This window comes from Conexibacter sp. W3-3-2 (assembly GCF_009707605.1).
Classification (GTDB): domain Bacteria; phylum Actinomycetota; class Thermoleophilia; order Solirubrobacterales; family Solirubrobacteraceae; genus Paraconexibacter; species Paraconexibacter algicola.
In genome coordinates this window covers 668,077-695,071 of sequence record NZ_WLYW01000001.1, presented here as the reverse complement: position 1 = coordinate 695,071, position 26,995 = coordinate 668,077, and the positions used below count along the sequence as shown (strand labels likewise).

General features: G+C 74.1%; 26 protein-coding genes, 1 pseudogene and 1 riboswitch. Of the genes and pseudogenes, 22 read left to right on the top strand and 5 right to left on the bottom strand.

The features are described 5' to 3' along the window. Positions 1–18: 18 nt before the first annotated feature. The 13 genes and pseudogenes from gatC to GKE82_RS03405 all read left to right on the top strand — a co-directional run bounded on the left by gatC (position 19) and on the right by GKE82_RS03405 (position 11,407). A complete protein-coding gene (gatC, locus tag GKE82_RS03465; protein WP_154732336.1) occupies positions 19–303 on the top strand; it encodes an Asp-tRNA(Asn)/Glu-tRNA(Gln) amidotransferase subunit GatC in 285 nt (94 codons plus the stop codon). Next, positions 300–1,733, top strand: a complete 1,434-nt coding sequence (gatA, locus tag GKE82_RS03460; protein WP_154732335.1) for an Asp-tRNA(Asn)/Glu-tRNA(Gln) amidotransferase subunit GatA — start codon at positions 300–302, stop codon at positions 1,731–1,733. The genes gatC and gatA overlap by 4 nt, the downstream gene beginning before the upstream one ends. Next, positions 1,730–3,157, top strand: a complete 1,428-nt coding sequence (gatB, locus tag GKE82_RS03455) for an Asp-tRNA(Asn)/Glu-tRNA(Gln) amidotransferase subunit GatB (protein ID WP_107571416.1) — start codon at positions 1,730–1,732, stop codon at positions 3,155–3,157. Before gatA ends, gatB begins: the two co-directional genes overlap by 4 nt. Further along, positions 3,154–3,789, top strand: a pseudogene (locus GKE82_RS31185) (phosphotransferase); the annotation flags it as partial. The gene gatB and the pseudogene GKE82_RS31185, both read left to right, overlap by 4 nt. A gap of 356 nt (positions 3,790–4,145) precedes the next feature. Continuing rightward, positions 4,146–4,370 (top strand): hypothetical protein, encoded by a 225-nt coding sequence (locus tag GKE82_RS03445; RefSeq protein ID WP_146175498.1) that lies wholly within the window; start codon positions 4,146–4,148, stop codon positions 4,368–4,370. Further along, positions 4,367–5,023: a hypothetical protein gene (locus tag GKE82_RS03440; protein ID WP_146175499.1), complete on the top strand. Its 657-nt coding sequence runs from the start codon at positions 4,367–4,369 to the stop codon at positions 5,021–5,023. Before GKE82_RS03445 ends, GKE82_RS03440 begins: the two co-directional genes overlap by 4 nt. Before the next feature lie 98 nt (positions 5,024–5,121). Next, positions 5,122–5,295, top strand: a complete 174-nt coding sequence (locus GKE82_RS03435) for a hypothetical protein (protein WP_154732334.1) — start codon at positions 5,122–5,124, stop codon at positions 5,293–5,295. Between the two features lie 129 nt (positions 5,296–5,424). After that, a complete protein-coding gene (locus tag GKE82_RS03430) occupies positions 5,425–5,595 on the top strand; it encodes a hypothetical protein (RefSeq protein WP_154732333.1) in 171 nt (56 codons plus the stop codon). Between the two features lie 13 nt (positions 5,596–5,608). After that, positions 5,609–5,887 carry a hypothetical protein gene (locus GKE82_RS03425; protein ID WP_107571418.1) on the top strand — a complete coding sequence of 93 codons (279 nt, stop codon included), beginning with the start codon at positions 5,609–5,611 and terminating at the stop codon, positions 5,885–5,887. A gap of 129 nt (positions 5,888–6,016) precedes the next feature. Then, the gene (gene ilvB, locus GKE82_RS03420) at positions 6,017–7,693 is read left to right on the top strand and encodes a biosynthetic-type acetolactate synthase large subunit (protein ID WP_154732332.1); all 1,677 of its coding nucleotides are present in this window, start codon (positions 6,017–6,019) and stop codon (positions 7,691–7,693) included. A 69-nt stretch (positions 7,694–7,762) separates the two neighbouring features. Further along, positions 7,763–8,257 carry an acetolactate synthase small subunit gene (gene ilvN / locus GKE82_RS03415; RefSeq protein ID WP_146175503.1) on the top strand — a complete coding sequence of 165 codons (495 nt, stop codon included), beginning with the start codon at positions 7,763–7,765 and terminating at the stop codon, positions 8,255–8,257. Positions 8,258–8,359: 102 nt separating this feature from the next. Further along, positions 8,360–9,895 carry an alkaline phosphatase PhoX gene (locus GKE82_RS03410; protein ID WP_154732331.1) on the top strand — a complete coding sequence of 512 codons (1,536 nt, stop codon included), beginning with the start codon at positions 8,360–8,362 and terminating at the stop codon, positions 9,893–9,895. A 39-nt stretch (positions 9,896–9,934) separates the two neighbouring features. Then, entirely contained in the window at positions 9,935–11,407 is a 1,473-nt protein-coding gene (locus GKE82_RS03405; RefSeq protein WP_154732330.1) for an isochorismate synthase MenF, read from the top strand. A 3-nt stretch (positions 11,408–11,410) separates the two neighbouring features. Here the strand turns inward: GKE82_RS03405 and GKE82_RS27800 are convergent, their stop codons facing one another. Together GKE82_RS27800 and menD are read right to left on the bottom strand one after the other, a co-directional pair. After that, complete coding sequence (locus tag GKE82_RS27800) at positions 11,411–11,920, bottom strand: thiamine pyrophosphate-binding protein (RefSeq protein WP_230316396.1); 510 nt, start codon at positions 11,918–11,920, stop codon at positions 11,411–11,413. A gap of 71 nt (positions 11,921–11,991) precedes the next feature. Beyond that, entirely contained in the window at positions 11,992–13,173 is a 1,182-nt protein-coding gene (menD, locus tag GKE82_RS03395) for a 2-succinyl-5-enolpyruvyl-6-hydroxy-3-cyclohexene-1-carboxylic-acid synthase (RefSeq protein WP_154732328.1), read from the bottom strand. Here menD and GKE82_RS03390 point away from each other — a divergent pair. Further along, positions 13,172–13,891 (top strand): alpha/beta fold hydrolase, encoded by a 720-nt coding sequence (locus tag GKE82_RS03390; RefSeq protein ID WP_158277007.1) that lies wholly within the window; start codon positions 13,172–13,174, stop codon positions 13,889–13,891. The genes menD and GKE82_RS03390 overlap by 2 nt on opposite strands. Positions 13,892–13,900: 9 nt before the next feature. Here the strand turns inward: GKE82_RS03390 and GKE82_RS03385 are convergent, their stop codons facing one another. Genes GKE82_RS03385 through menB form a run of 3 tightly spaced genes read right to left on the bottom strand, consistent with a single transcriptional unit; the run spans position 13,901 to position 16,691 of the window. Then, entirely contained in the window at positions 13,901–14,935 is a 1,035-nt protein-coding gene (locus GKE82_RS03385) for an enolase C-terminal domain-like protein (protein ID WP_154732327.1), read from the bottom strand. A gap of 29 nt (positions 14,936–14,964) precedes the next feature. Further along, positions 14,965–15,861: a 1,4-dihydroxy-2-naphthoate polyprenyltransferase gene (locus GKE82_RS03380; RefSeq protein ID WP_107571426.1), complete on the bottom strand. Its 897-nt coding sequence runs from the start codon at positions 15,859–15,861 to the stop codon at positions 14,965–14,967. Beyond that, positions 15,858–16,691 carry a 1,4-dihydroxy-2-naphthoyl-CoA synthase gene (gene menB, locus GKE82_RS03375; protein WP_107571427.1) on the bottom strand — a complete coding sequence of 278 codons (834 nt, stop codon included), beginning with the start codon at positions 16,689–16,691 and terminating at the stop codon, positions 15,858–15,860. Before menB ends, GKE82_RS03380 begins: the two co-directional genes overlap by 4 nt. 24 nt (positions 16,692–16,715) lie before the next feature. On the opposite strand from menB, the gene GKE82_RS03370 reads away from it, so the two are divergent. The 8 genes from GKE82_RS03370 (at position 16,716) to GKE82_RS03335 (ending at position 26,994) form a co-directional block, all read left to right on the top strand. Continuing rightward, positions 16,716–18,020, top strand: coding sequence for a class I adenylate-forming enzyme family protein (locus GKE82_RS03370; protein WP_154732326.1), 1,305 nt, complete (start codon positions 16,716–16,718; stop codon positions 18,018–18,020). Between the two features lie 50 nt (positions 18,021–18,070). Continuing rightward, positions 18,071–20,170: a PKD domain-containing protein gene (locus tag GKE82_RS03365; RefSeq protein ID WP_154732325.1), complete on the top strand. Its 2,100-nt coding sequence runs from the start codon at positions 18,071–18,073 to the stop codon at positions 20,168–20,170. A gap of 135 nt (positions 20,171–20,305) precedes the next feature. Then, complete coding sequence (locus GKE82_RS03360; RefSeq protein WP_154732324.1) at positions 20,306–21,031, top strand: class I SAM-dependent methyltransferase; 726 nt, start codon at positions 20,306–20,308, stop codon at positions 21,029–21,031. A 46-nt stretch (positions 21,032–21,077) separates the two neighbouring features. After that, on the top strand, positions 21,078–22,088 hold the full coding sequence (gene ilvC, locus GKE82_RS03355) for a ketol-acid reductoisomerase (protein WP_349016830.1): 1,011 nt from the start codon (positions 21,078–21,080) through the stop codon (positions 22,086–22,088). 8 nt (positions 22,089–22,096) lie between these two features. Next, positions 22,097–22,402, top strand: a complete 306-nt coding sequence (locus tag GKE82_RS03350; RefSeq protein ID WP_154732323.1) for a hypothetical protein — start codon at positions 22,097–22,099, stop codon at positions 22,400–22,402. A 52-nt stretch (positions 22,403–22,454) separates the two neighbouring features. Beyond that, positions 22,455–22,546, top strand: a riboswitch (ZMP/ZTP riboswitch). Positions 22,547–22,580: 34 nt separating this feature from the next. Then, on the top strand, positions 22,581–23,714 hold the full coding sequence (serC, locus tag GKE82_RS03345) for a phosphoserine transaminase (protein WP_309233371.1): 1,134 nt from the start codon (positions 22,581–22,583) through the stop codon (positions 23,712–23,714). Beyond that, the gene (serA, locus tag GKE82_RS03340; RefSeq protein WP_107571433.1) at positions 23,711–25,327 is read left to right on the top strand and encodes a phosphoglycerate dehydrogenase; all 1,617 of its coding nucleotides are present in this window, start codon (positions 23,711–23,713) and stop codon (positions 25,325–25,327) included. Before serC ends, serA begins: the two co-directional genes overlap by 4 nt. 149 nt (positions 25,328–25,476) lie before the next feature. Beyond that, the gene (locus GKE82_RS03335; protein ID WP_154732322.1) at positions 25,477–26,994 is read left to right on the top strand and encodes an APC family permease; all 1,518 of its coding nucleotides are present in this window, start codon (positions 25,477–25,479) and stop codon (positions 26,992–26,994) included. The last annotated feature ends 1 nt before the right edge of the window (position 26,995 follow it).

Below are 26,995 nucleotides of genomic sequence, written 5' to 3'. Positions count from 1 at the left end.
ACGTACCCTGCGTCACGCATGATCGATCGTGAGCAGGTCCTCCACGTCGCGCGCCTGGCCCGCCTCGAGCTCTCCGAGGACGAGGTGCAGAAGGCCAGCGGCGAGCTGTCCAAGATCCTCGGCCACATCGAGACGCTCAGCGCGCTCGACCTCTCGGCCGTCGAGCCCACCGCGCACGTCGTCGACGTCGACAGCGCGCTGCGGCCCGACGTCCCGCACGAGTCGCTGCCGCGCGAGGTCGCCTTCTCCCAGGCGCCCGACGTCGCCGACGACGGCTACCGCGTCCCGAGCCCGCAGGCATGAGCGACATCCTCGATCTCAGCGCGGCACAGGCGATCGCCGCGATCGACGCGGGCGAGCTCGATCCCGCGGACCTGTTCGAGGCCTACCGCGCCGCCAGCGCCGCCGAGGACCTCGGCGCGCTGAGCTGGGTCGCGGACGCCGCCCCCGCCGACCTCGCCGCCCTGCGCGAGCAGTCGCTGCGCGGCCTGCCGCTCGCCGTCAAGGACCTCTTCTGCACCGAGGGGGTGCCCTCCCAGGCGGGCTCGAAGATCCTCGAGGGCTACCTGCCGCCCTACACCGCGACGGTCGTGCAGCGGCTCCAGGACGCGGGCTCCAGCCTGCTCTCCAAGACCCACCAGGACGAGTTCGCGATGGGCTCCTCCACCGAGAACTGCGCCTTCGGTCCCACCCGCAACCCGTGGGACACCTCGCGCGTGCCCGGTGGCTCCTCGGGCGGCAGCTCCGCCGCGGTCGCCGCCGGGCTCGCGCCGTGGGCGCTGGGCACCGACACGGGCGGCTCGATCCGCCAGCCGGCCGCGCTCTGCGGCATCGTCGGCCTGAAGCCCACCTACGGCGCCTGCAGCCGCTTCGGGATGATCGCCTTCGCCTCGTCGCTGGACCAGGCCGGTCCGTTCGCGCGCGACGTCACCGACACCGCGCTGCTCTACGCGCACATGCACGGGCGCGACCCGCGCGACGCGACCTCGGTCGGCCTCCCGGAGGCGACCGTCCTGCCGACCGCGCAGCGCCTGGACGGCATCACGCTCGGGGTCCCCAAGGACGTCGAGCGCGACGGCATCGAGCCCGGGGTCCGTGCCGCGTTCGACGCCGCCCTCCAGACCGCACGGGACCTCGGCGCGGAGATCCGCGAGGTCGAGCTCCCGCACGCCGAGTACGGCATCGCCGCGTACTACGTGCTCGCCCCGGCGGAGGCGTCGAGCAACCTCGCGCGCTTCGACGGCGTCCGCTACGGCCTGCGGACCGAGGCGCCGGACCTCCTGTCGATGTACACCCGGACCCGCCACGACGGCTTCGGCCCCGAGGTCAAGCGGCGCATCCTCATCGGCACCTACGCCCTGTCCAGCGGCTACTACGACGCCTACTACGCGTCCGCGCAGAAGGTCCGCACGCTGATCCGCCGCGACCTCGACGCCGCGTTCGCCGACGTCGACCTCATCGTCACCCCGACGACCCCGGGCGTCGCGTTCCCGCTGGGGTCGAAGACCGACGACCCGCTCTCCATGTACCTGGAGGACTACTTCACCGTGCCGTTCTCGCTCGCCGGCGTCCCGGCGATCTCGATCCCGTGCGGCCTCTCGGAGGGCCTGCCGGTCGGGCTGCAGCTCGCCGGTCCCGCGTTCAGCGAGAACCGCATCCTCGACGCCGCGTTCGCGCTGGAGGGCGCGCTGGGCTTCGACGGCTCCGTCGCGCGGAAGGGAGGCGCCGCATGACCGAGTTCGAGACCGTCATCGGCCTGGAGATCCACGTCCAGCTGAAGACCCGCACGAAGATGTTCTGCTCGTGCCTGCTCGGGTTCGCCGAGGAGCCCAACACGCGCACCTGCCCGACGTGCCTGGGCCTGCCCGGGGCGCTGCCGGTGGCCAACGCGGAGGCGATCCACCTCGGCCTGCTGATCGGCATGGCGCTCGGCTGCGAGCTGGCGCCGCGGTCGATCTTCCACCGCAAGAACTACTTCTATCCCGACTCGCCCAAGGGCTACCAGATCAGCCAGTACGACGAACCGCTCTGCGGCGCGGGCGAGCTCGGCGGCGTGGCGATCCACCGCGTCCACCTCGAGGACGACGCGGCCAAGACGATCCACGGGGGCTCCAGCGGCCGCATCGACGGCTCGACGACGAGCGTCGTCGACTTCAACCGCGCGGGCACGCCGCTGGCCGAGATCGTCACCGAGCCCGACATCCGCTCCGCCGAGCAGGCGGGCGAGTTCCTGCGGCTGCTGCGCACGACCCTGAAGACGATCGGGGTCAGCGACGTCGACATGTCCCAGGGCTCGCTGCGCTGCGACGCGAACATCTCGATCCGCCCCGCCGGGTCGACCGAGCTCGGCACGAAGACCGAGCTGAAGAACATGAACTCGTTCCGGTTCATCGAGCAGGGCATCCGCGCCGAGGTCGCCCGGCAGGTCGGGCTCGTCCGCGCGGGCGAGAAGGTCGAGCAGGAGACCCTGCACTTCGACCCGCAGACCGGCAGCCTCACGTCGATGCGCTCGAAGGAGGAGGCGCACGACTACCGGTACTTCCCCGAGCCCGACCTCACGCCGGTGACGATCACGCCGCAGATGCTCGAGCGCGCGAAGGCCGCGCTCCCGGAGCTGCCCGCGGCGCGCACCGCCCGCTTCGAGGCGCTCGGCCTGCACCCCGACACCGCCAAGCTGCTCGCCTGGCGGCCGGAGCTGGGCGACTACTACGAGCAGGCGGCCGCCGCGGCCACGCAGGCCGACGGCGTCGCGGTCGCGAACCTCGTCGCCAACGAGCTGCTGCAGCGCCTGGAGGCCGACAGCGACCCGGCGGACTCGAAGGTCCCGGCCGACGCCCTCGCGGCGCTCGCCGACCTGGTCGCCGCCCGGGCGGTCACGATCACCGGCGCCAAGAAGGTCCTCGACCAGCTCGTCGCGGAGGGTGGCGACCCGGCGCAGGTCGTCGAGGCGCTCGGCCTCGGCGCGGTCGGCGGGGAGGACGAGCTCGTCCCGGTCGTGCAGGCCGCCCTGGACGCGAACCCCGACATCGCCGAGCGGCTCCGAGGCGGCGACATGAAGCCGATGGGGGTCATCATCGGCTTCGTGATGAAGGAGACGAAGGGCCGCGCCGACGGCAAGGAAGTGACGAGGATCGTCCGCAGCACCCTCGGGCTCTGACCGGGGTCCCGCCCGCCGAGGTCGCGATCGACGAGGCGCTCGTCCGGGGTCTGCTGCGCGCGCAGCACCCCGGGCTCGCCGAGCGTCCGCTGCGCCACGCGGGATCGGGCTGGGACAACGAGCTGTGGCGCCTGGGCGACGACCTCGTCGTGCGGCTGCCGCGCCGCGCCCTGGGCGCGACGCTCGTCGAGCACGAGCAGCGCTGGCTGCCGCAGCTCGCCGATCGCCTCGGCGTGCCCGTGCCGGTCCCGCGTCATCTCGGCGAGCCCGCCCCCGGCTACCCCTGGCGCTGGCACGTCGCCCCGTGGCTGCCCGGCAGCACCGCCGACCGGCGGCCGCTGTCGGCCGCCGGGGCACGGCGGCTCGGGGCAGTCCTCGCCCGCCTGCACGCCGCGGCCCCGCCGGACGCGCCGGCCAACCCGCACCGCGACGGGCACGTCGCGGTGCGGCCCGCGCCGCTGCCGCTGCTCGCCGCGGCCGGCGGTCCCGCGCCGGGGACCGACACCGGGGCGCTCGCGCGGGTCTGGGAGCGCGCCTGCGCCGCACCACCCGCGCCGGGACGCCGCTGGATCCACGGGGACGTGCACGTCCGCAACGTCCTCACCGGCCCCGACGGCGACCTCGCCGCGGTCCTCGACTGGGGGGGACCTCTGCGCGGGCGACCCGGCCGTCGACCTCTCCGCCCGGTGGACGACCGTCCCGGCGGCGCACGAGGCCGCGTTCCTGTCGGCCTACGGGCCGGTCGACCCGGCGCTCGAGGACCGGGCACGCGGCTGGGCGCTGGTGTTCGCGACGATCGTGCACGTCGCGCACCGCGACGACGATCCGGCGTTCGCCGCCGTCGCGCGCGCCACCCTCGCGCGGCTGGCCGCCGTCCGGGACTGATCGCGGCCCGCGCCGGCCGCCGCGCGGCCTGCCGTCACCGGCGCACGTGGCGCGGGCGCGCCAGGGGCGTGACGCGCCCGGCCGCGGGGCGTACCATCGGGACATGTCACGACTCGTCCGCATGGACCGCACCGGCCACACCACCCTCGCCGAGTGGACCGCGACCGACGAGGCCGCGATCGAGGCGGCCGCGACCGCCTTCCGCGCCGAGCTCGACCGCGGCTACTACGCGATCGTCTCGACCGGGGAGGGGCACGCCGAGCAGGTCCGCGAGCTGCCGATCGACGCCGACCTCGTGATCATGCGCCTGCCGATCTCCGGCGGGTGAGCACCTCCGCGAAGCCCGCCGACGCCGTCCTCCCGGAGACGGCGTCCGTCTCGTGGCGCCCGCGGGTCGACGAGCGACAGCTCCGCCGCCGCGGGCACGGCTGGACGCTCTCGACGCTCGGCTACGTGATCCCGTTCACCGTCACCGGGATCGTCCTGCTGCTCGTCGAGCCGCTCACCGCGCCCGTGGCGCTGATGGCGTTCGCGCAGGGCTGGATCATCCCCGAGCTCTACGCGCAGCGCGGGGCGAACGTCGTGCGGCCCAAGCGGCGCGCGGCCGACGGCCCGGAGCGCACCGCGCTCGGCCTCCTCGGCGACCTCGTCGGGCACGAGGCCCGCGAGCTGCACGCCCGGACCGGCCTCGTGCTCGAGCGTGGGCGTCTCGGCGTCTGGCTGCTGGGGGAGGGCGGGGCGCTCCTGGTCCGCGACCGCGGCCGGCGCGTGCACTGCTACTGCATCCGGGTCAACCACCCGGACCTGCCGTCCGCCGACCGGATCTCGCACCTGCTGCTCGCCCTGCGCGAGGACGAGGCGGGGTTCGCGACCGTCGCCAACCACTCCTTCTCCGGGGCCCGCTGGCGGGTGCGCCGCCGGATCCCGGCGCCGATGCGGCCCGCGCTCGACGCCGCCGGCGCGATCGCCCGCGCGCACTGACGCGGCGACGGCGTTCGACCGCAGGGCGAAGGACACCGCAGGGATTCCCGACCGGCTGCCCATGCCGCGGAGAGCGAGGTCCCGGCACCATGCTGTCCATGACCTCCAGCAGCCACGCCAACGCGATCAGCCGGCTCCAGCTGCTGGCGGTCACCGAGCAGCAGGACCGCTCGCCGTACGCGCCGAAGATCCGGCGCTACCGGCTCGCGAAGCTCGCCAGCACCCGGCCGGCCGGTGACACCCGGCAGGGCGCTGACCGACGCGAGCACTGACCGCTCTCTCCTCCTGAGGGTGTTGTGGGCCGACCATGGGCCCGCCGTGACGATGATGGGGATCGGCGTCACGGCGGGCCCCGGCCCGTTCCCGGGAGGCCGGGGGGAGCCGCGTAGTACCCTCGATCCATGTCCGAGTCCCGCAGTTCGCTGAAGCAGCGTGCACTCGCGATCCTCGTCCTCGCGGTCGCTGCCTGGGTCCTCTTCAAGATCGTGATCGGGATCGTCGCGGGCGTCGCCACGATGCTCGCCGTGGTCCTCGCGCTCGTCGCCGTCGTCTGGGCGCTGCGGACCCTCTGACCCGGAGGATCGCGTGGGCGGCAGCATCTACATCTTCCTCGCGGTCGCCTTCGGCATAGCGACCGCGGTGATCGGCCGCACGAAGGGCAGCTCGGTGACGCTGTGGTTCATGATCGGGGCGATCGTGCCCGGGATCGGGCTGCTCGTCGCGATGGCCTACCGCAACGACGGGGAGGAGCCGCGGCGGCCGTGCCCGCGTTGCGGCCGCGAGTGCATGCTGCACGACGCGCTGTGCGTCGGCTGCGGCAACGAGCTCGACTACACGACCGAGGTCTCGGCGGCCACGCGCTGAAGCGCGCCGTGCGGGGCGCGGCGACGCCCAAACCCGTTGGTACACTCGTCGCTCTGAGAGCCGCCCCGGTGCGGCTCTCGTCATCTCATCGAGTCCCGCGAGTCATGTCGGAAGGAGGTTGAGCGCAGCATGCGTGCAGTTGACGCAGTGATGGAGTGCTTGAAGGCAGAGGGCGTCGAGGTCGTATTCGGGCTTCCCGGCGGCGCCAACATCCCGACGTACGACGCCCTGTACGACGCCGGGATCCGCCACGTCCTCGTCCGCCACGAGGCGGGCGGCGGCCACGCGGCCGAGGGCTACGCCAAGGCGACCGGAAGGGTCGGCGTGTCCCTGGGCACCAGCGGCCCGGGCGCGACGAACCTGATCACGCCGATCGTCGACGCGATGATGGACTCGGTCCCCGTCGTCTTCATCACCGGTCAGGTCCGCACCGAGCTGCTCGGCACCGACGGCTTCCAGGAGGCCGACGTCATGGGCATGACCATGCCCGGCGTCAAGCACTCGATCATGATCACCCACCCGACGGAGATCCCGCGGGCGCTGCACGAGGCGTTCTACCTCGCGCGCACCGGCCGCCCGGGCCCCGTCGTCGTGGACATCCCGACCGACCTCTCGCGCGTGGACATCCCGTACGAGCCGGTCACCGACGTGCGCCTGCCGGGCTACCAGCCCAACACCGAGGGCAACACCAAGCAGATCCGGCAGGCCGCCAAGGCGCTCGCCGCCGCGCGCCGTCCCGTGATCTACGCGGGTGGCGGCGTCGTCAACGCGAACGCCAGCGAGGAGCTCCGCGCGCTCGTGCGGGCCGACCGCTTCCCGTGCACCTGCACGCTGATGGGCCTCGGGGCGTTCCCGGCGCCCGACCCGCAGTGGCTCGGCATGCTCGGCATGCACGGGACCCGCGCGGCGAACTACGCGATGGACGAGGCGGACCTCATCTGCTGCGTCGGCGCCCGGTTCGACGACCGGATCACCGGCAAGCTCAGCGAGTTCGCCCCGCGCGCGAAGTTCATCCACATCGACATCGACCCCGCGGAGATCAGCAAGAACATCCCCGCGCACATCCCGATCGTCGGGGACTGCAAGTCGGTCCTGGCGAAGCTCGTCGAGGAGTACCGTGCGCTGGACGCCGACAGCGGCCGGCTGGACGAGTGGAACGGCCGGATCGAGGAGTGGAAGACCCGCTACCCGCTGCGCTACGACGACAGCGAGGGCACGGAGATCAAGCCGCAGCGGCTGATCCAGGCGGTCTACGAGGCCACCGGCGGCGACGCGATCATCACGTCCGACGTCGGCCAGCACCAGATGTGGACGGCCCAGTACTACGACTTCCCGGAGCCGCGGCGCTGGATCAACTCCGGCGGCCTGGGCACGATGGGCTTCGGCCTGCCGGCCGCGATGGGCGCGGCGATCGGGTGCCCGGACAGGACCGTCGTCTGCATCTCCGGTGACGGGTCGATCCAGATGAACGCCCAGGAGCTCGCGACCTGCGCCCAGGAGGGCATCCCGGTCAAGGTCGTGATCTCCAACAACGGCTACCTCGGCATGGTCCGCCAGTGGCAGGAGCTGTTCTGGGACCGCCGCTACTCGCAGGTCGACCTCGGCCAGTTCCCGGACTTCGTGAAGCTCGCGGAGGCCTACGGCTGCCACGGCGTGCGCCTGACCGACAAGACCACGCTCGTCGACGACCTCAAGGCGGCCTTCGCGGTCCCCGGCCCGGTCGTGGTCGACGCGCGCGTCACCGCCGAGGAGAACGTCTACCCGATGATCGCCCCGGGCGCCGCGGCGCGGGACATGGTGGGCTGAGCGATGGGTGAGCCCGGAACCAAGGACCAGCTGCTGAGCCTCGAGGAGCTCGAGGCCAGTGGCGGCCTGATGACGGGGCGCAAGCACGTCCTGTCGATCCTCGTCGAGAACAAGCCCGGCGTCCTGACCCGCATCGCGGGCCTGTTCGCCCGGCGCGGGTTCAACATCGACACGCTGACCGTCGGCCCCACGGACGACGACCAGATCTCGCGCGTGACGCTCACCGTCGACGGGGCGCTGCACCCGATCGACCAGGTCACCAAGCAGCTGCACAAGCTCATCAACGTGCTGAAGATCCGCGACCTCGAGCCGGCCGACACGGTCGCCCGCGAGCTCGCGCTCTTCAAGGTCGCCGCCGACGGCACCGCGCGCGCCGAGGTGCTGCAGATCTGCGAGATCTTCCGCGGCAAGGTCGTGGACGTCGGCAAGCGGTCGATCATCATCGAGATCACCGGCACGACCGACAAGGTCGCGGCGTTCGAGCGGATGGTCCGCCCGTTCGGCCTGATCGAGATGATGCGCACGGGCGAGATCGCCATCGCGCGCGGCCGCCAGGAGACCTAGTCCCGCGGCCCGGTCGGGTCGGGGGCCCGCCCCGACCCGCCTGAACGTGACCGTTCACCAGGCATTCACCGCGGCCCCGGGCCGCGGTGGGATGCTGGCCCCATGCCGCACGTCGTCGACCGGCGCGGGTTCCTCCGGGGGACCGCGCTCACCATGGGAGCCCTGGCGATGGGGCCCGCGTTCTGGAGGCAGGCGCTGGCCCAGTCGCCCGCGACCCCGGGCGTCGGACCGTACGGGCCGCTCGGCGCGGCCGACCCGCTGGGGATCGCGCTGCCGCAGGGCTTCTCCTCGCGCCTGATCGCCGCGGCGGGAACCCCGGTCCTCGGGACCACCTACGTGTGGCCGCCGTTCCCCGACGGCGCCGCGACGTTCGCGCAGCCCGACGGCGGCTACGTCCTGACCGTCAACTCGGAGATCCCCGCCGTCGGCGGCGTCTCCTCGGTCTCCTTCGACCGCGACGGCCGCGTCACCGGCGCCCGCCGGATCCTCGCCAACACGAGCACGAACTGCGGTGGCGGCTCGACCCCGTGGGGGACGTGGCTCTCCTGCGAGGAGATCGACACCGGCCGCGTCTGGGAGTGCGACCCGCTCGGCGCCCAGCGCGCCGTCGTGCGGCCCGCACTGGGCGTCTTCACCCACGAGGCGGCGGTCGTCGACCCGGTCGGCAAGCGCCTCTACATGACCGAGGACGAGGGCGACTCCGGCTTCTACCGCTTCACCCCCGACCGCTACCCCGACCTGTCCGCGGGGATCCTCGAGATCGCCACGCCGGGCCGGGGCGAGACGATCCGCTGGGTGCCGGTCCCCGATCCGCTGTTCCAGCGCGGCACCCCGACCCGCCGGCAGGTGCCCGAGAGCCTGAAGTTCCAGCGCGGCGAGGGCATGTGGTTCGACACCGGGGTCGTGTACTTCACCTCGACCCGCGACGACCGCGTCTGGGCGTACGAGTGCGCGACCGAGCGGCTCGCGCTGCTCTACGACGGGGTCGCGATCGGTCCGCAGGCGCCGCTGAAGGACCCGGACGCGATCTGCGTCCACGCCCCGTCCGGGGACCTGTTCGTCGGGGAGGACGCCGACGACCTCCAGGTCGTCCTCGTGACCGCGCAGCGCGAGGTCGCGCCGTTCCTGCAGCTCAGCGGGCCGCTGCACGGCGCCGAGACCGAGATCGCCGGCGTGACCTTCGACCCGTCGGGCCGGCGGCTGTACTTCAGCTCGCAGCGCGGCGGCGTCGCGACCGGCATGACGTTCGAGGTCACCGGCCCGTTCCGGGCGCCGGCCAGCCCGTCCAGTGCGCTGCCACCCTCGATGACCGGGCCGGTCCCGCTCGCCGTGCGCGCCAAGCCCGCCGCCCGCATCACGACGGTGCGCCGCGACGGGCTGCTCGTCAGCGTCGACGCCGACCGTCCCGGCACGTACGCGGTCCGGCTCGTCGCGCGCATCGGCGGCCGCACGGTCACGCTCGCCACCGCGCGCCGGACCGTCACGGCGGCGGGCACCTTCCGCGTGCGGGCCCGCGTGCCGGAGCAGGCGCGCGCCACGCTGGCGCGGCTGCGCGCCCGCCGGACCGAGGCGCAGATCGTCGTGACGACGGGCCGCCGCAGGGCGACGCGCCCGATCGAGCTGACGCGCGCCGCCTGACCCGGGCCGCCGACGGCGGCCTTCTAGAATGTGCAGGGGATGCGCACCGTCCTCGGCCACACCGCCACCGACACCGACGCGAGCCCCTTCCTGCCCGCGCCCGGCGATCGCGCGCGGCTGCAGCACCACCTCGAGATCGCCTGTCGCCGTGCCCGCACCGTCCGCGGTGGGGCGGTGCTCGCCGCCGCGACGTGGGCGCTGCCGCCGGACGTCGACCCGACCGGCACGGTCGTCGCCTCCCGCCGGTCCGGGGAGCCGTGGTTCGTGTTCGAGCAGCCCGACCGCGACGGCGCCGCGCTGACCGCGCTCGGCTGCGCGGTGGCGCTCGAGGCCCGCGGCGAGGACCGGTTCGCGGTCGTGGCCGCCCGCTGGCGGCGACTGGCCGCCGACGCCGTCTGCGACCCGCGCGGGGACGGCCCGCGGGGCAGCGGCCCGGTCGCGGTCGGTGGGTTCTCGTTCGCGCCCGACGGGGGGCGCGCCCCGCACTGGGAGGGCTTCGCGCCCGCGTCGCTGCAGGTTCCCGAGGTCGCGATCGTCCGCCGTGGCGGCGACCTGCGGCTGACCGTCACCGCGCTCGTGCACGCCGACGACGACGTCGCCGACGTGCTCGCCCGGCTCGACGCCCGGCTGCGGGAGCTGCGCGACGCGCCGCCGCCGGTGCTCGACCCGTCGCCCGTGTCACGGACCCGGGTCGCGAGCACGATGCCGCCGGAGCACTACGAGGGAGCGGTGCAGCGGGCGGTCGAGCGGATCCGGGCGGGGCGCCTGCAGAAGGTCGTCCTCGCCCGCGAGGTGCAGGTGCACACCGGTCCGGGCGCCGCCCCGCACGACCCGGGCGGCGTGCTGGGCGTCCTGCGCGACGCGTTCCCGTCCTGCTACATCGTCTGCGCCGGTCGCGGCGACAGCGCGTTCCTCGCCGCGAGCCCGGAGCTGCTGATCCAGCGCGACGGCCTGCGCGCCGGGACGCTCGCGCTCGCGGGGTCGACGCGGCGCAGCGCCGACCCGGCGGTCGACGACCACCTCGGCGAGGCGCTCCTGCGCTCGACCAAGGACCGCGAGGAGCAGGCGATCGTCACGCGCCGCATCGAGCGCACGCTCGCCCCGCACAGCGTCTGGGTGACGTCGGCGGAGGAGCCGATCGTCGTGAAGGTCGCGAACATCCAGCACCTCGGCACGCCGATCCGCGCGCAGCTCGCCTCGCACGTCGGCGTGATCGAGCTGGCCGGGCTGCTGCACCCGACGCCCGCCGTCGGCGGCGAGCCGCTGCCCGTGGCCGCGCCGATGATCCCGGAGCTCGAGGGGTTCGACCGCGGCTGGTACGCCGGCCCGGTCGGCTGGGCGGACACGGGGGAGGACGGTGAGTTCTGCGTCGCGCTGCGCTCGGCGCTCCTGACCGGGGGCGTCGCGCGCTGCTTCGCCGGCGTCGGCGTGGTGCGCGACAGCGACCCGGCCGCCGAGCTGGCCGAGACCGAGATCAAGCTGCAGGCGCTGCTCCCGGTCCTCGCGCTCTGACCGCTAGAGGACGGCGGCCACCGCGTCCCAGACCTGCCGGTGCAGCTCGACGTTGCGCGCGCGGTCGGTGCGCAGGTGCAGCAGCGCGGTGCCGTGGAACTCCAGCGACGCCTCGAGCGCGAGCTTCAGCGCGGCGAGGTCCGGGACGGGCTGGTACGCGAGCCCGTAGAGGTCGGCGACCTTCTCGGGGTCGAGCCCGGTGGGGGTGAGGACGTGCGCCTCGTAGGCGTCCTGCTCTCCGCTGACCGGGAGGAAGTCGAAGATCCCGCCGCCCCCGTTGTCGAGCAGCACGATCGTCAGCGGGATCCCGGTGCGCCGCGCGGTCAGCAGCGAGCCGATGTCGTGCGCGAGCGTCACGTCCCCGACGAGCAGGACGGTCGGCCCGGCGCTCATCGCGCTAACGCCGTAGGCGGTGGCGATCGTCCCGTCGATCCCGTTGGCGCCGCGGTTGGCCAGCACCCGCGCCGGGCTGTCCCGCACGGGGGCGAACCACTCGACGTCGCGGATCGGCATCGAGGCGGCGACCACGAGGGTCGCCTCGGGCGGCAGCGACGCCGTGAGCTCCGCGGCGATGCGCGGCTCGGTCAGCTCCTCCCCGAGCGTGTGCGCGATCGCGCTCGCGGCGCGCGCGTCCGCATCGCGCCACGCGGCGCGCCACGTCCCGTCGACGGGCTCGTCCCGGCCCGCGGTGACGGCGGCGGCGAGCGCGGCGAGCGTCGGGGCGGCGGGGTAGGGGAGCACGAGGTCCGCGACCTGGTCGGGGTCCTGCCAGCGCAGCCGCTCGTCGACGGCGACCTGCACGGCCTCGAGGCCCGCCAGCCAGGCGCGCAGCGGCTTGAGGTCGGCAGGTCGCCGACGCGCAGGACGACGGCGGGCCGGTGCTCCCGCGCGAACGGCTCGTGCCGCAGGAGCGCCTCGTAGTGGGCGATCGCCCCGGGGCCGGTGCGCGCCCCGGAGAGCGGGTCGGCCAGCACCGGCCAGCCGGTCGCCTCCGACAGCGCGGTGACCGCGGCCGCGAGCGGGGAGGGGGAGCGCCAGCCACCCGCCGGGACCGCCTCGTCGCGGCCGGCGACGATCAGGCCGCGGGCGGCGGCGCGCGCGAGGCCCGCGACGGGGGCGACGGCGCCCGAGGGGTCCGTCGGCGCGGTCGCCACGGACACCCAGGCGCGCCCGTCGGCGCGGCCGCCGCCGCCCGGCTCCTGCTCGGGGAGCGGGCCGTCCAGCCCGAGCGGCTCGCGCAGCGGCCAGTTCAGGTGCACCGGGCCGGCCGGGCCGCCCGCGCCGACGCTGACGGCGATCGCCCGGCCCGCGAGCGCGCGGATCCAACGCAGCCGCTCGGGTGTCGCGTCGTGGACGCCGACCTCCTGGAACCAGCGCGCGGCGCTCCCGTAGAGCTTCAGCTGGTCGATCGTCTGGCCCGCGCCCGTGGCGCGCAGCTCCGGTGGGCGGTCGGCGGTGAGGACGATCAGTGGCACGCCCGACTCGTGCGCCTCGATCACCGCGGGCAGGTAGTTCGCGGCCGCCGTGCCCGACGTGCACGCGAGGACCGCGGGGTGGCCGCTGGCCTTCGCCATGCCGAGCGCGAGGAACCCGGCGGAGCGCTCGTCGATGCTCGAGACGCACGGCAGCCGCCCGTCGCGGACGAGCGACAGCACCAGCGGGGTGGAGCGGGAGCCCGGGGAGGTGACCGCGGCGCAGGCCCCGCCGCGGACGAGCTCGTCCACGAAGGCGCGGAGCAGGAGGTACATGTCTACGGTGGCGGTCATGACGATGGTGCTCCTGCACGGGTTCGCCGGCTCCCGGGCGTCGTGGGACGCCGTGCGCGCGGCCGCGGGCGGCGAAGCCTATCCGGCGCTCCCGCTCGACCTGCGCGGGCACGGGGACCGGGCGCACGTCCGTCCGGTCGACGTCGAGGCGTGCGTCGCCGACGTGCTCGGCGCGCTGCCCGACCGACCGGTCGGTCTGTCCGGCTACTCGCTCGGAGGCCGCGTCGCGCTGCACGCCGCGGTGGCCGCACCGCAGCGGTTCTCGCGGCTGGTGCTCGTCGCGACGACCGCCGGGATCGCCGACGAGCAGGAGCGTGCGGCGCGGCGCGCCGCCGACGACCGGCTGGCGGACGCGCTCCTCGCGGGGGGCCTCGACGCGTTCGCGGCGCGCTGGTCGGCGCAGCCGCTGTTCGCCGACGATCCGCCCGCGGTGCGCGCCGCGCAGGAGGCCGAGGTCCGCGCCGGTGACCCGCAGGCCCTGGCGGCGGTGCTGCGCGGCCTCTCGCCCGGTCGCGTGCCCGCGCTCTGGGACCGTCTCGGTGCCCTGGACCTGCCGGTCGACGTCGTCGTCGGTGGCCGCGACGCGAAGTACCGCGCGCTGGGCGAGCGGCTCGCCGCGGCGCTCCCGCAGGCCCGGCTGCACGTGCTCGACGGGGCCGGGCACGGCCTGTTGCGCGAGGCGCCCGCAGCGGTCGCCGCCGTCCTGCGGGGCGGCTGAGCGGCGCGCTCAGCCGAGCGGCCCGTCGACGCCCAGCCCGGGCCCCGGGGGCACGGCGATGCGCCCGTCGACCGGCAGGAGCGCCGCGGGCATCGGCAGGTCGAACGCGTCGAGCGTCGCGAGGCCGCACGGCGTCTCGACGCCCAGCGCGGCCGCCACGTGGACCGCGGCCGCGATCCCGAGCGGCCCGTCGTAGGTGGACGCCAGGTACGGCTCGCCACCGACCGCGCGGATCAGCGCCGCCTGCACGGTCAGCGCACCGATCCCGCCCCCGCGCGAGACCTTCAGGCAGATCGCGTCCGCGGCGCCGGCCCCGACCGCCCCGGGCAGCGCGGCGGTCTCGTCCATCGCGATCCGCACCGGCACCCGCTCGCGCACCTCCCGCAGCTCGGGAACGCCGTGGACCGGCTCCTCGACGAGCTCGAGGCCGACGGTGGCGAGCTCCTCGATCCGCGCGACCGCCTCGTCGACCGACCAGGCGCCGTTGGCGTCCAGGCGCAGCGCGAGCCGGTCGCCGACGGCGGCCCGGATCGCCTGCAGCCGCGCGAGGTCGTCGCCGACCCCGACCTTCACCTTCACGGTGTCGAAGCCCGCCTCGACCGCGGCCGCGGCCGCGCGGGCCGCGGCGTCCGGGCCGTCGGCGCCGATCGTGGCGTTGACGGGCACGGAGGCGGCGGCACGGTCGGTCAGGAGCGCGGCGACCGGCCGGCCCTCGCGGCGTCCGGCGCGATCCCACAGCGCCATGTCGACCGCGGCGAGCGCCTGCGGGAGGTCGACCGCGTCCCGGCACGCGTCGACGAGCCCGGCGCCGCTGCGACCGCGGGAGCGGCGCAGGATCTCCGCGTACTGCTCCAGCGCGGCGGCGACCGCCGGGAACGGCACGCCGTCGTAGGGCTCCAGCGGGGCGGCCTCGCCGCGCCCGACGACCCCGTCGCTGCCGACGATCGTCAGCACGAGGATCGAGCGCGTGCGCAGCGTCCCCCAGGCGGTGCGCAGCGGGGTGCGCAGCGGCAGTTCGACGGTGTCGACCGAGACGTCCAGCACGGTGCGACGAACCTACCCGAGCAGCCCGCTCAGCTGAGCAGGATCCCCGCCGAGAGCAGCACGCAGAACACGAGCTGGACCTGGCCGGTCTGCGCGAGCGCCCCGTTGAGCGTCGGCCCGTCGGTGTGCGTGCGGACCGTCCGCACGAGCGGCACGGCCAGCGGCAGCGCGAGCAGCACGAGCAGCGTCGCGGGGCCCAGCGAGCCGCCGATCCACGGGATGAGCGCCGCCGGGAACGACAGGTAGACCATGGCGGCGAACAGGTCCCGGGAGCGCTCGCGGCCCAGCCGCACGGCGGAGGTCCGCTTCCCGACGCGCTTGTCGGTGTCCATGTCGCGCACGTTGTTGACGACGAGGATCGCGCTGGCGAGCAGGCCGACCGGCACCGCGAGCACGAGCGACTCCCAGGGCCACTCCTCGATCTGCGCGAACGTCGACCCGGCGACCGCGGCGACGCCGAAGAACAGGAACACGAAGACCTCGCCGAGACCCTCGTACCCGTAGGGCCGCGGGCCGCCCGTGTACAGGACCCCGGCGGCGATCGACAGCACGCCGACGACGAGCAGCTCCCAGCCGGCGACCGCCACGAGGTAGACGCCGCACAGGACGGCCAGGCCGAACGTCACGTAGGTCGCCACGAGCACGCGCTGGGGCGGCACCAGGCCACCCGCGGTGACCCGCACGGGACCGAGGCGGTCCTCGGTGTCCGCGCCGCGCCGCGCGTCGGAGTAGTCGTTGGAGAGGTTCGTGCCGACCTGGATGAAGATCGCGCCCAGCAGCGCGGCGACGAACGTCCCGATCCGCAGGTCGTCGGTCGCCTGGACGGCGACGGCGGTGCCGACGAGCACGGGTGCGACGGCGGCGGGGAGCGTGCGCAGCCGGGCCGCCATGACCCAGATGCGCACCGGGCTCATCGAGGTGCTCATGCGCGGCGCGGGAACTTCGAGAAGTCCGGGGTGCGCTTCTCCTTGTAGGCGTCGCGGCCCTCCTGCGCCTCGGGCGCCCCGTAGAACAGGAGGTTCGCGTCGTGCGCGAGCTGCTGGATGCCGGCGTAGCCGTCCTCGTGCGCGTGGAAGCTCGACTTCACCAGCCGCAGCGCGAAGGGGGAGAGCGCGAGCATCTCCCGGCACCAGGCGACGGTCTCCTCCTCGAGGCGCTCGAGCGGCACGACCGTGTTGACGAGCCCCATGTCGAGGGCCTGCTGGGCGTCGTACTGGCGGCAGAGCATCCAGAACTCCTTCGCCTTCTTCGGGCCGACGAGGTCGCGCAGCAGCGAGGCGCCGAAGCCGCCGTCCCAGGAGCCGACGCGCGGGCCGGTCTGCCCGAAGCGGGCGTTGTCGGCGGCGATCGTCAGGTCGCAGCAGAGGTGCAGCACGTGGCCGCCGCCGATCGCGTAGCCCGCGACCATCGCGATGACCGGCTTGGGCAGGCGGCGCATCTGGACCTGCAGGTCGGTGACGTGGAAGCGCCCGACCGACGCGCCCTCCTCGATGTAGCCGGTGTCGCCGCGGACGTTCTGGTCGCCGCCGGAGCAGAAGGCGTGCGGGCCCTCGCCGCAGAGGATGATGACCCCGACCTCCTGGTCCTCGCGGGCGCGCTCGAGCGCGTCGCCCACGTCGATCAGGGTCTTGGGGCGGAACGCGTTGCGGACCTCGGGCCGGTCGATGGTGATCTTCGCGATCCCCGCACCGTCCTTCTCGTAGCGGATGTCCGTGTACTGCGCGTCCGGTGCGGCCTCGGTCCAGGTGACTGACATGCCCTGGAGGCTAGCCTCTGGGACATGCAGATCGGCTGCTGGGTCCGGCGCTCGGCGCGCGCGCGTCCGCACGTGGAGGCGCTCCAGGGCGTGCCGTACGCGGAGCTCGACCGGCTCGCGGGGGCGGCGGCCGGTGCGCTGGCCGGACGCGGCGTGCGGCGCGGCGACCGCGTCGGCCTGCTGCTCCCGCCGGGGCCGGCGTTCGCGGCCGCGTTCTGGGGCGCGCTGCGACTGGGCGCGACCGCGGTCCCGGTGTCGCCGAAGCTCGCCGCCCCGGAGGTCGCGCACCAGACCGGATCGTGCGTCCTGGTCGTCGACGAGCCGCTGCCGACCCGCGTGCTGACCGCGCCCGACCCGCTCGCCCGCGACGAGCACGACGCCGCGGTGCTGCTGCACACCTCCGGCACGACGAGCACGCCCAAGCCGGTCGTCCTGACGTTGCGCAACCTGCTGTGGGCCGCCCAGGGCAGCGCCGCCGCGATCGGGCACCCCGCGGACGAGCGCTGGCTCTCGGCGCTCCCGTTCAACCACGTCGGTGGCCTGTCGATCCTCGTGCGGTCGGCGATCGCCGGGACGACCGCGGAGGTGCACGACGGCTTCGACGCGGAGCGGATCGCCGCCCGCCTGGCGGCGGCGGACGGCCCGACGGTCATCAGCGTCGTCGCCACGACGCTCTCGCGCCTGCTCGACGCCGGGCTGCGCGAGCCCCCGCGGCTGCGCGCCGCGGTCGCCGGCGGCGGCCCGATCCCGCCGGTCCTCGTCGAGCGCGCCCGGGCGGCCGGGGTCCCGGTCGCCCAGACCTACGGGATGACCGAGAGCACCGCGATGGCGACGATCCAGCGACCGGGCGACCCGCAGCCCGACGCGGGCCCGCCGCTGTTCTGCACGCGCGTAACGGTCGCCGACGACGGCGAGATCCTGCTCGCCGGACCGACGGTGTCGCGCAGCGCCGCGGGGGAGGACGGCGTGCTGCGCACGGGCGACCTCGGCCGCCTCGACGGCGACGGACGGCTCACGGTCGTGGGCCGCACCGCGGACACGATCATCAGCGGGGGCGAGAACGTCGCGCCCGCGGAGGTGGAGGCCGCGCTCGAACGGCACCCCGCCGTGCTCGAGGCCGCCGTGCTCGGCCGCCCGGACCCTGAGTGGGGCGAGGCGGTCGTCGCCGTCGTCGTGCCCCGCCCGGGCACCGATCCCAGCGCCGCGGAGCTGCGAGAGCACTGCGGGTCGCTGCTGGCCGGGCACAAGGTCCCCAAGACCGTCGAGCTGCGTCCGACGCCGCTGCCGCGGACCGCGTCCGGGAAGCTGTTGCGGCGCGCGCTGGACTGATCTGCGTTTCCCGGCGCGTTCCGCTGCGGGCGCGGTTAGCATCCCCCGCTATGCCAGGACGGGTCAGCAAGCTCCTCGTCGTCGCCGGCAGCGCCCTCGCGCTGCCCGCCACGGCCTCCGCCGCCACCACCTTCACGGTCGACCAGGCCGCGCCCGCGGGGTGCGCCGGGAACGTCTGCCGGACGATCGCCGACGCGAACGCCGCCGTCGCGGACGGCGACACGATCTCGCTGAAGGCGAGCAGGACGCCGTACGTCGAGGCGCCGATCGTCGTGACGAAGAAGAACGTCACGATCGAGGCGCAGCCGGGCGGCGCGGTCGTCACCAGCTCGAGCACGGCGGCCGGCACGCCGGTCCTGCGGGTCGGCAACGGCACCGCCGGCACGGGCGAGGGCACCGTCCTGAAGAACCTCTTCCTCAGCGGGCAGGCGCAGGGCGGCCCGGTCGTCCGGGTCAGCGCGACCGGCACGACGTTCGACTCCTCGTTCCTCGCGCGCGCCGCCGCCAGCGGCGAGGACGCCCCGGCGCTGCTCGTCGACGACGCCGTCGGCGGCACCGTCACCGTCCGCAAGTCCTTCATCATCAACCAGCCCAGCGGCACCAGCGGCCAGACGCAGGCGGCGCTCAAGGGCGGCGCCGCGTCCTCGCTGCTGATCGAGGACACGCTCGTCATCTCCGGCCCCGAGCAGGGCCCGGCGATCCAGCTCACCGGCGCCGCGGCGGGCGTCCCCAACCGCATCGTCCGCAGCACGGCCAACGCGCAGCGTCCCGCCGCCGACGGCCTGCTCGTCAGCTCCACGGCCTCCAGCGCGGTCGACAAGGTGCTCCGGGCCGACTCGTCGATCTTCTCCGGCGGCACCACGGGCGCGGGCGTGAACGTCACGATCGCCAGTGGCCTGGCCGCCACCGCGGGCGACATCGCGCTCGACCTGCGGCATGTCACCGTCGCCGGGTCGGCCAAGGGCATCGCCGTCGACGCGCAGGCCGCCGCCGTCCTCGGCGGCTCGGTCGGCAACGTCGACGTCAAGGTCGACCGCTCGATCGTGAAGGGCTCGATCACCGGCGAGGCCGCCCCGAGCGTGCCGCTGCTGCTCACCGGCCCCACCGTCGCGATCGACGTGAAGAACTCCGACGCCGCCGCGACGGCGACCTCCGCGGGCGGCGTGACGATCACCGCGTCGGGCAACGAGAGCAACCAGCCCGAGGCGCTGTTCGCCGATCCCGGCAAGGAGGACTTCCACCTGCGCGTCGGCTCGCCGGCGATCGACAAGGCGGGCGCCCAGGTCGAGGGCGAGTCCACGACCGACGTCGACGGCGAGCCGCGCGTCGGCGCCCCGGCCGCCGACCGCGGCGCCGACGAGTACTACAACAAGCCGCCGACCCCGTCGATCGCGGTCGCCAAGACCGACTACGCGATCAACGAGACCGTGACCTTCGACGGCTCGAAGTCGGTCGACCCCGAGGCGCTGGCCGGCGGCGGCATCAAGAGCTACGCGTGGGACTTCGGCGACGGCTCGCCGCGCGTCTCCACGGTCACCCCGACCGTGCAGCACGCCTACGCCAAGGCCGGCTCCTACACCACGCGCCTCGTCGTGGTGGACCGGCAGGACGCGATCTCCACGACCCTCGCCTCCGTGACGGTGAACGTCGGCGGCGCCGGGGCGGGCTCCGACGGCACGCCGCCGACCGTCACGATCGCGGCGCCGAAGGCGAACGCCACGGTGAAGCTCTACACGGTCCGCACGACCACGACGCGCCGCAACGGCAAGACCGTCAGGCGCACGACGAAGAAGGCCCGCAAGGTCGCCTTCTCCGGCACGGCGCAGGACGCGTCGGGCATCGGCGGCGTGCAGATCGCGATCCGTCGCGTGAAGCTCGCCCCGAAGACGACGAAGAAGACGGCCACGAGCGCGCAGTCCGGCTCGTGCACGTTCTTCGACGTGAAGACGGCCGCGTTCAAGGTCCTGTCCTGCAAGAAGCCGCGGTACACGAACGTCGCGGTCAAGGACGGGCGCTGGGCGTACAACCTCAAGTCGACGGCGTTCCCGAAGCTGCGGGCCGGCACGTACGAGCTGCTCGTCCGCGCCACCGACGCGACGGGCACGACGTCCGAGCCGGTCAAGGTCACGTTCACCGTCAAGGTCTCGTGACGCCGCGGTGAGCATCCCCCGGAGGAGGCCGACGCCTTCCGCGCCGACAGCCGCGCCCGCTGGGAGGACGCGGCGGCCGGCTGGGCGGCGGCGCGCGCGGCCTTCCAGGGGGCGGCCGCGCCGGTCTCCCACCGGATGGTCGAGCTGATCCGGCCGCAGCCCGGGCACACCGTGCTCGAGCTGGCGGCCGGGCCGGGGGACACCGGGTTCCTCGCCGCGGAGCTCATCCGCCCCGGCGGCACGCTCGTCTGCACCGACACCGCACTCGCGATGGTCGAGGTGGCGAAGGCGCGTGCCGCCGAGCTCGGGCTCGACAACGTCGAGTTCGAGCCGATGGACGCCGAGTGGATCGATCGTCCCGCCGCGTCCCTGGACGCGATCCTCTGCCGCTGGGGGATCATGCTGCTCGCGGACCCCGAGTCGGCGCTGCGCGAGGCGCGCCGCACGCTCAAGTCCGCCGGGCGCCTGGCGATCGCGACCTGGGCGGCCGCCGAGCACAACCCGTGGAGCATGGGCCGGCTGCTCGTGCGGCTCGGCGCCGTGCCCGCGTCCGGCGGCGGCGAGCCGGGCCCGTTCGCGCTCCCGGACCCCGAGCAGCTCGCCGACCTCCTGTGGGGCGTCGGGTTCGAGGACGTCGAGGTCGAGCCGCTGGACTTCGCGTTCACCGCCGCCGACACCGACGCCTGGTGGGACCAGCAGCTGCACTGCTCGCCGAGCCTGCGGTCGACGACGGCGAAGCTCAGCCCGGCCGAGCACTACGCGCTGCGGGACGCCGTGGACGCCGAGCTGGCGGCCTTCGCCCAGCCCGACGGGTCGCTGCGCATCCCGGCCCGCGCGCTCGTCGCCGCGGCCAGCGCCTGACCCGGCACGGGGACCGCACGCCGCGCGAGGGCCGCCGCCGCATATCCTGCGCGGCATGTACTACGACGACGACGCAGACCTCGGTCTCCTCGACGGCAAGACCGTCGCGATCATCGGCTTCGGCTCGCAGGGCCACGCCCACGCCCAGAACCTGAAGGACTCGGGCGTGAACGTCGTCGTAGGCCTGCGCCCCGACAGCTCCTCGGTCCAGAAGGCCAAGGACGCCGGCCTGGAGGTCCTGTCGATCGCCGACGCCGCCTCGCAGGGCGACGTCGTGATGCTGCTCGTCCCCGACGAGCTGCACCGGCAGGTCTGGGAGGAGGAGGTCCGCGACGGCATCGCCGAGGGCAACCTGCTCCTGTTCGGTCACGGCTTCAGCGTCCTCTACGGCGAGGTCGAGCCGCCCGCGGGCGTCGACGTGGCGCTCGCCGCCCCCAAGGGCCCCGGCCACCTCGTGCGCCGCCAGTACCTCGAGGGCTCGGGCGTCCCCGGCCTGATCGCGATCCACCAGGACGCGACCGGCGGCGCGCAGGCGCTCGCGCTCGCGTACGCCAAGGGCATCGGCTGCACGCGCGGCGGCGTCTTCGAGACGACCTTCAAGGACGAGACCGAGACCGACCTCTTCGGCGAGCAGGCCGTGCTCTGCGGCGGCGCCTCCGAGCTCGTCCAGGCCGGGTTCGACACGCTCGTCGAGGCGGGCTACGACCCGCAGATGGCGTACTTCGAGTGCCTGCACGAGCTGAAGCTCATCGTCGACCTCATGTACGAGAAGGGTCTCGCCGGCATGCGGTACTCGATCTCCAACACGGCCGAGTACGGCGACTACTCCCGCGGCCCGCGCGTCATCACGCAGGCCACGCGCGACGAGATGAAGAAGATCCTCAAGGAGATCCAGGACGGCGACTTCGCCCGCGAGTGGATCGCCGAGAACCGCGCCGGCCAGGAGAACTTCAAGCGCATGCGCGCCGAGCAGGCCGCCAAGCCGATCGAGACGACCGGCAAGGAGCTGCGCAAGATGATGGCCTGGATCGACGACTCCGGGTTCGCCCAGGGCTAGCCGGTCCCGTGCGGCAGCCGGCGCCCCGCCCCGAGCGGCTGCGCCGGCTCGCCGTCCTCCACGCCGCGTCCCTGCCGCCGATCTGGATCGCGGCGGCGACCGGCGCGGTGCCGTACCTGCCGTTCATGGTCGTCGCGGGCCTCATCGCGCTCGTCGCGACCGGGCCGTTCGTGGCGCAGCTCGCGCTCGACCCGCCCCGCACGGGGCACCCGCGCGCCGCGGAGTGGTGGCGGACCGGCTTCTACGTCGGGATCGTCTTCAGCTTCCCGGTCTACCTCCTGTTCTGGTGGGCGTACGTGCGCCCGCGCGCCTGACGGCGGTCACGAGTCGGTCACGTGCGTCGGCGCGCCCGTTCGCTAGTGTTGGCGCCGTCGTCGCGACTGGCGCCGTACGGGTGGGGTTCACCACCGGGGAGCGACGACACCGAGCAGGACCCGTCGCGCGCCTGGGCACCACGTTCGATCCGATCCGATCCCACGAGGAGTGCCCCCAGTGACGCCGCCCGAGATCATCATCCCCGCCGACCTGAGGCCCGCCGACGGCCGCTTCGGCTGCGGGCCCAGCAAGGTCCGCCCGGAGCAGCTCGCCGCGCTCGAGGCGCACCGGGACGTGCTCGGCACGAGCCACCGGCAGGCGCCGGTCAAGGACGTCGTCGGCCGCGTGCGCGACGGCCTCTCGACGCTGTTCTCGGCCCCCGACGGCTACGAGATCATGCTCGGCAACGGGGGCACCACCGTCTTCTGGGACGCGCTGGCCGCCGGCCTCGTGCGCGAGCGCTCGCTGAACCTCACGTTCGGCGAGTTCTCCAGCAAGTTCGCCTCCGTCACCAAGGGCGCCCCGTTCCTGCAGGACCCGGTCGTGGTGAGCGCCGACCCCGGCTCGGCCCCGGCCCCGACGAGCGACCCGTCCGCCGACATCCTCGCCTGGGCGCACAACGAGACCTCCACGGGCGCGATGGTCGACGTCGTCCGCCCGGCCGACGCGACCGACGACCAGCTCGTCGTGATCGACGCGACCTCGGGCGCGGGCGGCCTGCCGCTCGACGCCGCGCAGGCCGACGTCTACTACTTCGCGCCGCAGAAGTGCTTCGCCGCCGACGGCGGCCTGTGGCTCGCGCTCGTCAGCCCGCGGGCGATCGCGCGGATCGAGGAGATCGGCGCCCGGACCGACCGCTGGCTGCCCGAGTCGCTCAGCCTCACCACGGCGCTCGACAACAGCCGCAAGAACCAGACCTACAACACGCCGGCCCTCGCCACGCTCGTGCTGCTCGCCGCCCAGGTCGAGTGGATGAACGACGGCGGCGGCCTCGAGGACTTCGCGGTCGCGCGCTCGCGCCGCTCCAGCGAGATCCTCTACGGCTGGGCGGAGGCCTCGGCGTTCGCCAGCCCCTTCGTGACCGAGACCGCGAACCGCTCGCTGGTCGTCGGCACCATCGACTTCGACGAGTCCGTCGACGCCGCCGCGGTCGCCAAGACCCTGCGCGCGAACGGGATCGTCGACACCGAGCCGTACCGCAAGCTCGGCCGCAACCAGCTGCGCATCGGCATGTTCCCGGCGATCGATCCCGAGGACGTGCAGCAGCTCACCAGGAGCATCGACCACGTCGTGGAGGCCCTCAGCGCATGACCAACCCCGAGATCAAGGTGCTCGTCGCCGAGAAGATCGGCGACTCCGGCGTCGACCTGCTCAAGCAGCACTTCGACGTCACCGTGAAGACCGACTGGGCGGACGGCGAGCTCGCCGCCGAGCTCGGCGGCTACGACGGCGTCCTCATCCGCTCCGCGTCGAAGCTCACCGCCGACGTGCTCGAGGGCGCGACGAACCTCAAGGCGATCGGCCGCGCCGGCGTCGGCGTCGACAACGTCGACGTCCCCGCCGCCACCAAGCGCGGCATCGTCGTCGCCAACGCGCCGCAGAGCAACGTCGTGACCGCGGCCGAGCACACGCTCGCGCTCCTGCTCGCGCTGGCCCGCAACGTGCCGCAGGCGCACGCCGCGCTCGTCGCCGGCCGCTGGGACCGCAGCAAGTACTCGGGCGTCGAGCTGATGGACAAGACGCTCGGGGTCCTCGGCTTCGGCCGCATCGGCCAGCTCGTCGCCGAGCGCGCCCAGGGCTTCGGCATGAAGGTCGTCGCCTACGACCCCTACGTGGCCGCCGACCGCTACCGCGAGATGGGCGTCGAGAAGGCGGAGACCTCCGACGACGTGTACGCCGTCGCCGACTTCATCACGATCCACCTGCCCAAGACGCCGGAGACCGAGGGCTGGCTGAACGCGGAGGCGTTCGCCAAGTGCAAGGACGGCGTGCGGATCCTCAACGTCGCGCGCGGCCCGCTGATCGTCGAGGAGGACCTCGTCGCCGCGCTCGACAGCGGCAAGGTCGCGGGGGCGGCGCTCGACGTCTTCCGCACCGAGCCGATGACCGAGTCGCCGCTGTTCGGCCGCGAGAACGTCGTCGTGACCCCGCACCTCGGGGCGTCCACGGCGGAGGCGACGGACCGGGCGGGCTTCCAGGCCGCCGAGCAGGTCGTCGCCGCCCTCACCGGCGGCGCCGTGACGACCGCGGTGAACGTCCCGGCGGTCGGCGCGGAGGACCTCGAGGTCCTCGGGCCGTTCCTGCCGCTGTGCCGCAAGCTCGGCAAGCTCGCGGTGAGCGTCGCCGACGGCGGCTCCGTCGACCGGCTGGAGATCGAGTTCCTCGGGCGGATCGCCGAGCGTGACACGCGGCCGCTCGTGCTGAACGTGCTGCTCGGCGCGCTGAGCGGTCACACCGAGGAGGACGTCAACGAGGTCAACGCTCCCGAGCTCGCGAAGGAGCGCGGCATCGAGATCCAGGAGTCCAAGCGCGGCAGCGCCCGTGACTTCACCGACCTCGTGCGCGTCACGGTCGTGTCGGACAGCGGCCGCCAGCGCTCGCGCGTGGTCGGCACGACGCTCGGCCGTCGCAACCGCCCGCACCTGCTCGAGGTCTGGGGTGAGCGGTTCAACGTGCAGCTCGAGGACCACCTGCTGCTGTTCCGCTACCAGGACGTGCCGGGCATGATCGGCCGCGTCGGCACCGCCCTGGGGACCGCGGACGTCAACATCGGGCAGGCGGCCGTCGGCCGGACCGAGTCCGGCGACCATCCCGACGGGATGGCCGCGATCGTCATGACGACCGACCGCGCGACGCCCGCGGACGTCCTGCAGCAGCTGCTCGCGGGCCCCGAGTTCGCGACGGGCCGCTCGATCACGTTCTGACGTTCCGGCGCGCCGCGTGGCGCGCCACCGTCCATCCCGGCGCGAAACCGACCACGTGGCGCGCCGGGCTGGACAAGCTGCCCTTGCGTGTCGTCCAACGCGCTCCCTAGGCTCGCCGCCACCGCAGGACGACGAGGAGGGACCACCTGATGAGCAGCACCACGATCGCCCCTGAGGCGAACGAGGAACCCGGCCTGAAGAAGGGGGCCCTCGGCCTCGTCTCGGGCGTCGTGATCGGCGTCGACTCGACCGCCCCGGCCTATTCGATCGCCGCGGTGATCGCCGGTCTCGTCCTCGCGGTCGGCCTGCAGACACCGGGGATCATGCTGCTGGCGTTCGTCCCGATGGTCTGCGTCGCGACGGCCTACTACTACATGAACCGCGTCGACCCGGACTGCGGCACGACGTTCGCGTGGGTGACCCGGGCGATGGGTCCGGTCCTCGGCTGGGTCTCCGGCTGGGCGATCCTGATGGCCGGCGTCATCGTCATCGGCTCGCTCGCCGACGTCGCCTCGCTGTTCACGTACCTGCTGCTCGGGATGGACGGCGCCGCCGACTCCAAGGCGGCCGTCATGGTCCTCGCGGTCTTCTACATCGTGACGATGACCGCGATCGCGATCCGCGGCATCGAGCTCAGCGCGATGACCCAGTTCGTGATGATCGCGCTGCAGATCACCGCGCTCGTCGCGTTCGCGGTCGTCGTGCTCGTCCAGGTCGCCACCGGGGACGCCACCCCGAGCTCGGTCGACCCGGAGCTCTCGTGGTTCTCGCCGTTCGCGGCGGACGGCGGGTCCAGCGCGGTCGTCGCGGGCCTGCTGATCGCGATCTTCATCTACTGGGGCTGGGACTCCGCGGTCGCGGTCAACGAGGAGTCCGCCGACTCCTCCTCCGGCCCGGGCAAGGCGGCGCTGCTGTCGACCGTGATCCTGCTCGGCGTCTACCTGCTCGTGTCCGTCGCGATGGTCGCCTACGCCGGGACCGGCCTCTTCGGGGACTTCGAGGACGACCCGTCGGTCATCGCGGTCATCGCCGACGACGCGCTCGGCACGGCGTTCGGCAAGTTCCTCATCCTCGCGGTGCTCACCTCGGCGCTCGCGTCGACCCAGACGACGATCCTGCCGTCCTCCCGGACCTCGCTGTCGATGGCGCGCATGGGGGCCATGCCCAAGCGCCTGGCCGCGATCCACCCGTCGTGGCAGACCCCGCACGTCGGCACCGTGCTCGTCGCGACCCTCGCGACCCTGTTCTACGTGGTCTTCAACACGCTCAGCCAGAACTTCCTGTTCGACGCGCTGACGTCGCTGGGCTTCCTGATCGCGTTCAACTACGGCATGAACGGGTTCGCCTGCGTCTGGTACCACCGCAAGGAGCTGACCCGCTCGGTCAGCAACTTCTTCTTCGTCGGGCTCGCCCCGTTCGTCGGCGGCGTGTTCCTGACCTACATCTTCGTCAAGTCGGCGATCGACCTCAGCGACCCGGCGGCGTCCGACCTGGGCTCCTCCTGGCTGGGGGTCGGCCCGCCGTTCGTGATCGGCGTCGGCTCGCTGGTCCTCGGGCTCGTCATCGCCCTCGTGCTGCGGGCGCGCAGCGGCGGCGAGGGCTTCTGGGCCCGGCGGCCCGAGGTGGTGGCCCCGGGGCAGATCTCCGGTGTGCCGGGCGACGCCTGAC